We start from the raw sequence: 9,940 nt of genomic DNA on the forward strand, positions 1-9,940 counted from the left end.
ACGCCCCGACGCCTGCCACCTATCTGCCCTGCGGTTCGGATGGTCGCCATGCGCATGTGCGGCCGTCACTCGTGTTTCAGGGAAATGTGAATGTTCGCCGGCATCGCCAAGGCCATCTTCGGGTCGTCCAACGACCGCTACGTGAAGTCTCTGCAGCCCACGCTGGCGAAGATCGTCTCTTATGAGCCGGCGATGCAGGCGCTTTCCGACGAGGAATTGTCCGCCCAGACGGTGACGTTCCGCCAGCGTCTGGCGGCGGGCGAGACGCTGGACAGCCTGCTGCCGGAAGCCTTCGCCACCGTGCGCGAGGCGGCCAGGCGCGTGCTGGGCCAGCGCCATTACGACGTGCAGATGATCGGCGGCATCGTGCTCCATCGCGGCGAGATCGCCGAGATGCGGACCGGCGAGGGCAAGACGCTCGTCGCAACGCTGGCGACCTATCTCAACGCACTGCCGGGAACCGGCGTCCATGTGGTGACCGTCAACGACTATCTCGCCAGCCGCGACGCGGGCTGGATGGGGCAGGTCTATCGCTTCATGGGCCTGACGGTGGGCGTGATCGTGCCCAATCTTTCGGACGAGCAGCGCCGCGACGCTTATGCCGCCGACATCACCTATGGCACGAACAACGAGTTCGGCTTCGATTACCTGCGCGACAACATGAAATATGATCGCGCGCAGATGGTGCAGCGCCCGTTCGCCTATGCCGTGGTGGACGAGGTGGACTCCGTCCTGATCGACGAGGCGCGCACGCCGCTCATCATCTCCGGCCCGACAGAGGACAAGAGCGAGCTCTACAAGCTGATCGACGCGGTGGTGAAGCAGATCCCGCCGAGCGATTATGAGTTCGACGAGAAGCAGAAGTCCGTGATTCTCACCGAGGATGGCACAGAGCGCGTGGAGCGCTCGCTGGAGGCGTCTGGCCTGCTCCAGGGCGACAATCTGTACGATTTCGAGAATACGCAGGTGGTGCACCACCTGAACCAGGCGCTGCGCGCCAATGTCGCCTTCCGGCGCGACATCGATTATATCGTGAAGGACGGCAAGGTCATCATCATCGATGAGTTTACCGGCCGCATGATGGATGGTCGCCGCTGGTCCGACGGGCTTCACCAGGCGGTGGAGGCCAAGGAAGGCGCCAATATCGAGCCCGAGAACCAGACGCTCGCATCGATCACCTTCCAGAATTATTTCCGCATGTACCCCAAGATCGGCGGCATGACGGGCACGGCCGCCACCGAGGCGAACGAATTCTACCAGATCTACAAGATGAACGTCGTCACCATCCCGACGAACCTGCCGGTTCGCCGCAAGGATGACGAGGACGAATTCTACAAGAATATCGGCGACAAGTTCGCCGCGATCACCAAGGCGATCCGCGAGAAGCAGGCCGATGGCGGCCAGCCCGTGCTCGTGGGCACCGTCTCGATCGAGAAATCGGAGCTTCTGAGCGAATTCCTCACCAAGGAAGGCGTGAAGCACAATGTGCTGAACGCACGCTATCACGAGCAGGAGGCGCATATCGTGGCGCAGGCTGGCCGCCTGGGCGCCGTGACGATCGCCACCAACATGGCGGGCCGCGGCACCGACATCCAGCTGGGCGGCAATCTGGAATTCCGGATGGCGGACGAATATTCGCAGCTGGAAGCCGGCACGCCCGAATATGACGAGGTGGCGGCGCGCCTGAAGACGGAAATCGCGGCCGAGAAGGAAGCGGTGCTTGCGGCCGGCGGCCTCTTCGTGCTGGGCACCGAGCGGCATGAGAGCCGCCGCATCGATAACCAGTTGCGCGGCCGTTCAGGACGCCAGGGCGATCCGGGCCTCAGCCGCTTCTACCTGAGCCTGGACGACGATCTGCTGCGCATCTTCGGCCCGCAGACGATGTTCGCCAAGATGATGAACAAGAATCTGGAGGATGGCGAGGCGATCGTCAGCCCCTGGATCTCCAAGGCGATCCAGAATGCGCAGGGCAAGGTGGAGGCCCGCAACTACGACATCCGCAAGCAGGTCGTCGAATATGACGACGTGATGAACGACCAGCGCAAGGTGGTCTACGACCAGCGCGCCGACATCATGGATGCGAGCGCGGTGGACGATGTGGTCGCCGACATGCGCGCCGAGACGATCACCACGATCGTCGGCACCGTATGCCCGCCGGGATCCTATCCCGAGCAGTGGGACGTGCCCGTGCTCAAGGAAACGGTGAGCGACATTCTCGGCCTCGATGTGCCGATCGAGGACTGGATGCAGGAGGAGCGCGTCGAGCCGGAACTGCTCGTCGAGCGGATCCAGGACGCCTCCGATGCGAAGATGACCGCGAAGGTCGAGGAAATCGGCGAGGAAAGCTGGCGCGATCTGGAGAAGAGCGTGCTGTTGCAGACGCTGGACCAGCATTGGAAGGACCATCTCGCCACGCTGGATGCCCTGCGCCAGGTGATCCACCTGCGTTCCTATGCGCAGAAGACGCCGATCAACGAATATAAGTCCGAGGCGTTCGCCTTGTTCGAGCGCATGCTGGAGGCTATCCGCGAGGACGTGACCCGCACGCTTTCGAACCTGACCTTCCGGATGGCGCCTTCGCCGTTCGAAAATCTGCCGCCCATGCCGGATTTCATCACCACCCATATCGATCCGCTGACCGGGCTGGATGACAGTGCGGATCGCGACGCGGGCACGGCGGGGCTGATCTCCACACGCCTGCCGCCTTTCCAGATTCCGCTGCCGGACGTGCCGCCGGAACTGGTGACCGATCCCAGTTCGCTGGATGGCAAGATCAGCCGCAACGCGCTCTGCCCCTGCGGATCGGGGCGAAAATACAAGCATTGCCACGGGCAGCTCTGAGGCTTTCGCGCGCGGCGTCGCTTGTCCGATCGATTTCACCCGTTCCGGCACGGTATGATATGGGCGACGTTCGGGAACTGGATGGATTTGACTATTATCCGGATATGCGGAGTGCCGTCGTCGGGCTGGACGGTCCCACCGGTGCCATCCGGCTGGTCGTCTATGGACAGCAGGAGCGTGCTCCCCGCGTGAAGCGCGTGGCCGAGCGGACGATCTCATTCTCGCCCCGGACGGATCGTGCGGCTGTTGCGCATGACGCCGGTTACGTACTCGCCGGACATCATGCGATTGGTAAGGTCGCTTGTCGGATGGAGACGAGCGCTGCGGCGAGGCCGTTTTACCGAGGATCAGATCACAGGCGGGTTGCGTGAGCGCGAGGCGGGCGTAAAGACCGCCGAGCTATGCCGGAAGCATGGCATCAGCGATGCGACGTTTTACAACTCGAAGGCTAAGTACGGCGGCATGACCGTGTCGGAAGCGGCGCGGTCGCGGACGCTGGAGGATGAGAACCGGTGGCTGAAGAAGCGGCACGCGGGGTCGATGCTGGACGTGTCGGCGCTGGAGGATCTGCTGGGAAAAACTGACCCGGTCTGTGGATCGCCACCCTGCGGTGGAGAAACTGATGGCCGACCACGGCTTCTCCGGGCGTCGCGCCTGCAGGCTGGTCGGGGGCAACCGGTCGGCGTGGCAATATGGGCCGCTTCGCGGGAAGGACGGTGCCGTCCGCGAGCGGATGCGTAAGCTCGCCAATGAGCGTCGTCGGTTCGGCTATCGTCGACTGGCGATCCTGCTCCGGCGTGAAGGCAAGAGCATGGACCTGCGCCGGCTGTATCGCGGAGAGCGGCTGACGGTGCGCAAGCATGGCGGCCGGAAACGAGCATTGAGCAAGCGGGCGCCGATGGCGATCCCGCAGGAGCCCAAACAGCGCAGGAGCCTCGCCCCTTCGAAATGCCGACCGGCAGCTATCCTTTGCCACCGTGCAAAGCCTTGCTGCGGAATGGGCGCGGGAAGGTGAAATCTCCCCCGGCAGATGGATCGGAGTCAGCAGTCATTGGCGACAGTCCCCAATCGGGCCCGGAATGAGCCATCAGACCGGTGACGGGCTGATCGATGCCATGATGCAAAGCGCCGCCACGGAAACTATCAATTCAGATATGATTCGTATATACTCCATATATTATGAGGCCGCGAGGAGCCGCAATCGATGGGTATCGTGAAAGTCGCTGACGATCTGCATGAGGAGGCGCGCCGTGCGAGCACCGTAATGTGTCGGTCGATCAACGCACAGGCCGAATTCTGGATGAAGATCGGTATGATCGCAGAGGCCAACCCGACGCTGTCGTTCAATGACATTGTTCACCAGGAGCTCGCTGCCGCAAAGGTCGCGGTGACGAGCCCCGAACTCGCGGTCGCGGCCTGATATGGTCAAGACGTCCGAGGAAGTCGCGCTGCTGCGCATCTCCGGCAAGCTGCTGGCATCGGTTTTTGAAATGCTCGATCGCCAGGATCTTGGCGGCATGTCGACAATGCAAATCAACGATCTGGTCGAGCGTTTCATCACCGTCGACCTCGCCGCGCGGCCGGCGAGCAAAGGCCAGTATGGCTTCCAATATGTGCTGAACTGCTCGATCAACCAGGTCGTCTGCCACGGGGTGCCGAACGAGACAGAGATCGTGCGAGACGGTGATATCATCAACCTCGACATCACTCTGGAAAAGAATGGCTTCATCGCGGATTCGAGCAAGACCTATCTGGTCGGCACCGTGGCGCCTGCTGCGCGGCGTCTTGTGAAGGTCACGCAGGAAGCTTTGTGGCGCGGCATCCGACAAGTTCGGCCCGGCGCGTCCCTTGGCGATGTAGGCTTCGCCATCGAACGGCACGCCAAGAAGCACGGCTATGCGATTGTGCGCGACTATTGCGGACACGGTATCGGTCGGGAGATGCACGAGGCACCCCAGGTGATGCATTTTGGACGGCCCGGCACCGGATTGAGGCTGCGGGAAGGAATGGTGTTCACCATCGAACCAATGCTCAATCAGGGCACGCGCATGGTCTCGACCAAAGCCGATGGATGGACCGTAGTCACCAATGACGGGAAGCTATCGGCCCAGTTCGAGCATACTGTCGCTGTCACTGCGACGGGGGTCGATGTCTTGACGCTCCGCCCTGATGAGATAGCGCTGTTGAAGCAGGCGGCCTGATCGGCGCGATTGGATCTTCAATCAACGATCGTCGATCCACCCTAGAGGCGACAGATGCTGTCTGGATAACTCAGACCGGGATTGGTGAGGAAAGCATTGTCGGTCAGCGCTGCCAGAAAGGCGATCAGAGCAGGAGTGTCTGCAGTATCGGCGTTCGGATGCGCCATAAGCGCCTGATCCAGGGTCGTAGCGGATCCGTCATGGAGCCAGGGGCCGGTCACGCTCACATTGCGGAGTGACGGCGTCCGGAATGCGCCATCGTCGCCGATGCGGCCGGTCACTTCGCCCAGCCCCCTATCCGAGGATGTGGCCTGTCGAAGCCGATGAAACTGATCGTCCGTAAAGTCATGCCCGGCGTGGCATGTGGCGCATTTGGCCGCGAAGATCGCAGCGCCTGCAGCCGGTGCATCTCCATGGTCGATCGGCGCGGAGAATGACACGAATGTTCGCTGAAAGGCCGCGAGCGCCTTTGCGACCGACGCCTGATCGATCCGGCCACGAGTCTCGGGAAAGGCGGCCCGGAACATCGTTCGATAGCAGGAGTCACGTCCGAGCCGGCGGCGCAGTTCAGGCTCTTTGCCAGCCATGCCCATTTCAACGGGGAACCGGCCGGTCAGCGGAATGGCCACTTGTTGCTCCAATGTGGTCACACGTGGATCGCCCCATGTGAGCGAACGTCGCCACGCAACATTGGCGAGCCCCGGCACGTTTCGCCGCCCGGGATCGCCATGGACGCCGGCATGCGTGACATTGCCGTCCGCAAAGCCGCGCCGTTGCTCGTGGCAGGTGGCACAGGCCATCGTTCCGTCGACGGACAGGTCCGCGTCGTAGAAAAGCCTTCGGCCCAGAGCGATCTTGGCGTCGCTGATCGGATTGTCGGGCGGGATGGCCGGTGGCGCCACGCCTTGGGGGAGAGGCCAATGGAATGCTGCAGGCGAGGCCGCGATCAGCGTGAAGGCGACGATGATCGCCGCGATCCGTTTCACGGCAGGCGCGCGACCATCAGCGGCAACGTCGCCCCCGCATTGCCGGCGATCTGGAGCAGATAGCGGCCCGGCTGCAGATCGAAATCCACCATCTTGCGGATGCCGGTGCAATCCGGCCCATGCCCATGAGAGACAGATACGGCCGGCGTCGTGCCGCTCAGTACATCCACCCACGCGCCGGAACCAAGCGCGATCCGGTAGCGACCGGCTGCCGGCACTACGAACGCGAACATTCCGCCGCTGCTTACTGATCCGCCCGGTTTCTCCGGTCGAACCGCATAATCAACCTTGGGCGTCTTCAGCAGCGTGGCCGTCACGCCCGAGCCGATCGGAAGGAGTGTCGCCTGGGCCGGGTTGGCGCCTCCCTTGATGGATTGCGCTTTGGACCAGCCCTCCATCCCGGCCGGCGGTGGAGCAGGCGTGGCAGAGCATGTCGGCGCCATGGAAGGATCGGCAGCCATTCCAGCCTGAAGCAGGGTGAGCAGGAGCGCGGCATGGATGGTCATCGGGATTTGTCCTCGGGCGAAGCTCTGTATATGGCCAGATACAATATCTGTTCGGATATCGAGGGAATAGAGGCCAGCAGGCCCACTCGAAACAAGGGGGAAAATTCGATGCGCGTTCTTGCCTGCACCGTCAGCATGCTTGCCCTGGCGAGCCCGGCATTCGCACAGGAGCGGAGTGCGGGCGGCGATGCCGGAGCGCAGGCGCAGAATGACGGTCGCTTCGGCCTTGGTGAGATCATCGTGACCGGCCGGCGGCCCGAGGGCGTGGCGATCGGGGCGGATACGGTCGGACAGGAAGCGATGTACACGTTCGACCGACGCACGCTGGACGATGCCGCCAATCTGATTCCAGGTGTGACGGCGGGCAATAGCGGCGGATCTCGCAACGAGCGTCTGCTGTTCGTGCGTGGCTTCGATCGCTTTCAGGTGCCGCTCTCGATCGATGGCATCCGCGTCTATCTGCCCGCCGACAACCGGCTGGATTACGGCCGTTTCCTGACACCGGACATTGCCGAGATTCAGGCCGCCAAGGGCTATGCCTCCGTACTCGACGGGCCCGGCGCGATGGGTGGCGCGGTGAATCTCGTGACGCGCAAGCCGACCAAATCGCTGGAAATGGAGGCGCGCGGCCAGCTCAATCTGGATTCCGATGCGGGCTATGCCGGCTATACCACCTTCGGCCTGATCGGAACGAAGCAGGACAAATGGTATGCGCAGGCCAGCTATACCATGAACTTCACCGATCACTGGGATCTGCCCGGTGGCTTCACGCCGACCGTGAACGAAAAGGGTGGCGCGCGCGATTTCTCGCGCAGCAGGGATTGGCGGGTGAACGCCAAGGTCGGCTTCACGCCCAACGCCACCGACGAATATGTGCTGAGCTATACGCGGCAGGAAGGCGACAAGAATGCGCCGCTGCACATTACGGACACCAGCAACGTGTCGCTGCGAAACTGGAAATGGCCGGAATGGAATGTCGAGAGCGTCTATTTCCTCTCGACCACCGCGCTGGGCGATCAGGCGACGCTGAAGACGCGGGCCTATTACAACAAGCTCTACAACATGTTGCAATCGTTCGACGATCGCACGCAGACGAGCCAGTCGCTGCCGCGCGCCTTCAACAGCCCCTATGACGACAATGCCTATGGCGGCTCGGCGGAGCTTTCGCTTCGTGCGACCGGGGCGGACACGTTCGCGCTGGCATTTCATTATCGCCGCGACGAGCATAACGAATCCCAGACCAGCCGGCCGACCTCGCCGCTCGTGACGGCCGAGCCCAATCAGGAAAGCGTCGAGCGAACCTTCAGCATCGCCGCGGAGAACCGGCTGGCGCTCTCGCCCGCTGTCTCCTTCACGGTCGGTGCCAGCTATGACTGGCGCAATCTCGACAAGGCGCAGGAATATGGTGTTCCACAGGGCGCCACAGGAGCCAGCCGCCTGTTCAGCTATCCCTTGCGGGGCGCGGAAGCCTGGAACGCGCAGGGTCGGCTCGACTGGCATGGCCCCAACGGCATCGAGGCGCATGCCAGCCTGTCCTCACGCGCCCGTTTCCCAACCCTGTTCGAGCGCTTCTCGAGCCAGTTCGGAACCGCCGAGGCCAATCCCAACCTGAAGCCGGAACGTGCGACCAATGCCGAGATTGGCGCCTCGCGCCGGTTTGGTGCGGTTACCGTGTCGGGTGCGGCTTATTATAGCTGGCTGACAGACGCGCTGGTGTCCGTCCGTACGCCTGCCAATCTCAATCGGCGTGAAAATCTGGGCTCGGCCGATTATTATGGCGCAGAGCTTTCCATCGACGTGCATCTGGGTGCCACCCTCGATGCCGGCGTGAACTACAGCTACATCCATCGCAGCTTCGATGCCGGAACGCCGCCGGCGGGCGGCCTGATCCGGCCCTTCCAGTTGACCGATGTGCCCGATCACAAGGGCTTCGCTTATGTTTCGTGGAAGCCGATCGCGCCGATCACGGTAACGCCCAGCCTGGAATTCGCCTCGGACCGCACCACCGTCACCCCCGCGTCCGCCAACGGGCTTGCGCCGGTCTATTATGATACGGGGAGCTATGTGACGGCCGCGCTCCGCATAGATTATGCAGTGACGGAACGTGTCACCGTGGGCGTGGGCGCACGCAATCTCTTCGATCGAAACTATATGCTGACCGATGGCTTCCCGGAGCCCGGTCGCAGCTTCTTCGCGGGAATCCGGGCGCGCTATTGATGTCTGAGGCGGCTTGATAAGCCACAACCGGGCGGATCTCGCGCATCGTGCCTGCTGATATGCTGGCCTGGCGCATCGTCGGTGCGATGGGCGACAGGGGGGAGCGGAGATCCCCGGCTGTTGGCCCTGCCGATCGATGTGTCGCCCTTCTGAAAGATGGGTGCTAAACCGGGGCATGGACTTCGACCAGCTTCTCATCCGCTTCTTCGGCACCGACGATATCACCACGCTTGCACCCGAGCGGGTAGCGGACGGGGTAGCTGCGCTCCGGCTGCAGTTCGGCTTCGAAAAGGATGAGGATGAACGCTTCGCTCTGTGGTGCCTCATGTTCATGCTGGGCATCGAGCCCGATGTGGAGGAGGCTTTTCAGGACGAGGAGGGGCGCGCCGCCGCGCGCGAGTTCATGGCAGAGGCGGAGCGCGAGATGGACGAGAACGAGTAATTGTTAGAACATGGGACTTGGCGACCAGGCGCTGCCGGCTAGCCTTATCTATGGGGGCAAAGCGCATATACCCCGAGTAAGCCTAATAAGCGCGAGAACATTAAATTTTCATTCCGAGTCTGTTTGGGTTTGAGACCCAAACAGCAATGTCGCGCAAGAATTTCCATACGTCATCTTCCGACGGCCTGACGTAGCCAGATAAGGAAGGATCGGATCCTAAGGCAGAAAACACCTCACTTAGCCATACGGATTTATTGCGGCTGCAATTAATATTTGCGAGCCACGATTCAAGCTCTCCAGACCGAACAGTGAACAAGCCATACATTTCCATTTGATCAAAAAATGCTATAGCTGTGGCAAGTTGTTCTCCATGTAATAGAAAAATTCCTCCTTTTCTCTTGTAGTCGGGGTCGGCTTCAGAAAGATATGCTCTCACCGTCTGGCGCATATTTCGGAGACCCTGCCTCAGCCCCTCCGGTACACCGGCAGCATTGAGATACTTGTTGCACACCTGCCCGTCTTCTTTAATCCAATCGATATCGACAATTAACGCCGATGGAACGCCAATTTGACGCAGTTCTACCGTAATTTCTGACGCGGTTTGCTTATTGTGAGCATTCAGAAACATGGCGTGACGTACGCTTGGCGGCTGACGTGCTCCCCTGAAACTCCGCCAGTTTGAGCTAGAGTCCGGCTTCGTGAGGAGACGGACGTGAAGAAGACCAGGTTCAGCGAGGAGCAGATCAT

General features: G+C 61.7%; 9 protein-coding genes. 6 read left to right on the forward strand and 3 right to left on the reverse strand.

What is annotated here, in order from left to right:
• Window positions 1–90 precede the first annotated feature (90 nt).
• From secA to map, 4 genes are all read left to right on the forward strand, one after another.
• Window positions 91–2,841, forward strand: a complete 2,751-nt coding sequence (gene secA, locus DI605_RS16880; protein ID WP_293976222.1) for a preprotein translocase subunit SecA — start codon at window positions 91–93, stop codon at window positions 2,839–2,841.
• Window positions 2,842–3,093: 252 nt separating this feature from the next.
• A complete protein-coding gene (locus DI605_RS16885; protein ID WP_293976224.1) occupies window positions 3,094–3,582 on the forward strand; it encodes a transposase in 489 nt (162 codons plus the stop codon).
• A 463-nt stretch (window positions 3,583–4,045) separates the two neighbouring features.
• Window positions 4,046–4,261 (forward strand): ParD-like family protein, encoded by a 216-nt coding sequence (locus tag DI605_RS16890; RefSeq protein WP_293976226.1) that lies wholly within the window; start codon window positions 4,046–4,048, stop codon window positions 4,259–4,261.
• Window position 4,262: 1 nt separating this feature from the next.
• Entirely contained in the window at window positions 4,263–5,042 is a 780-nt protein-coding gene (gene map / locus DI605_RS16895; protein WP_293976228.1) for a type I methionyl aminopeptidase, read from the forward strand.
• A 41-nt stretch (window positions 5,043–5,083) separates the two neighbouring features.
• Here the strand turns inward: map and DI605_RS16900 are convergent, their stop codons facing one another.
• Entirely contained in the window at window positions 5,084–6,028 is a 945-nt protein-coding gene (locus DI605_RS16900) for a cytochrome-c peroxidase (protein WP_367120069.1), read from the reverse strand.
• On the reverse strand, window positions 6,025–6,534 hold the full coding sequence (locus DI605_RS16905; RefSeq protein ID WP_293976230.1) for a homogentisate 1,2-dioxygenase: 510 nt from the start codon (window positions 6,532–6,534) through the stop codon (window positions 6,025–6,027). The genes DI605_RS16900 and DI605_RS16905 overlap by 4 nt, the downstream gene beginning before the upstream one ends.
• A gap of 108 nt (window positions 6,535–6,642) precedes the next feature.
• Here DI605_RS16905 and DI605_RS16910 point away from each other — a divergent pair, with 108 nt between their 5' ends.
• Together DI605_RS16910 and DI605_RS16915 are read left to right on the forward strand one after the other, a co-directional pair.
• Window positions 6,643–8,751 (forward strand): TonB-dependent siderophore receptor, encoded by a 2,109-nt coding sequence (locus DI605_RS16910; protein WP_293976232.1) that lies wholly within the window; start codon window positions 6,643–6,645, stop codon window positions 8,749–8,751.
• Between the two features lie 175 nt (window positions 8,752–8,926).
• A complete protein-coding gene (locus tag DI605_RS16915; protein ID WP_293976234.1) occupies window positions 8,927–9,193 on the forward strand; it encodes a hypothetical protein in 267 nt (88 codons plus the stop codon).
• Between the two features lie 100 nt (window positions 9,194–9,293).
• On the opposite strand, the gene DI605_RS16920 is transcribed toward DI605_RS16915, so the two are convergent.
• Window positions 9,294–9,940 (reverse strand): hypothetical protein (locus tag DI605_RS16920; RefSeq protein WP_293976236.1); only part of this gene is annotated, 647 nt, incomplete at its 5' end.

Source organism: Sphingomonas sp. (assembly GCF_003248515.1).
GTDB lineage: Bacteria > Pseudomonadota > Alphaproteobacteria > Sphingomonadales > Sphingomonadaceae > Sphingomonas_I.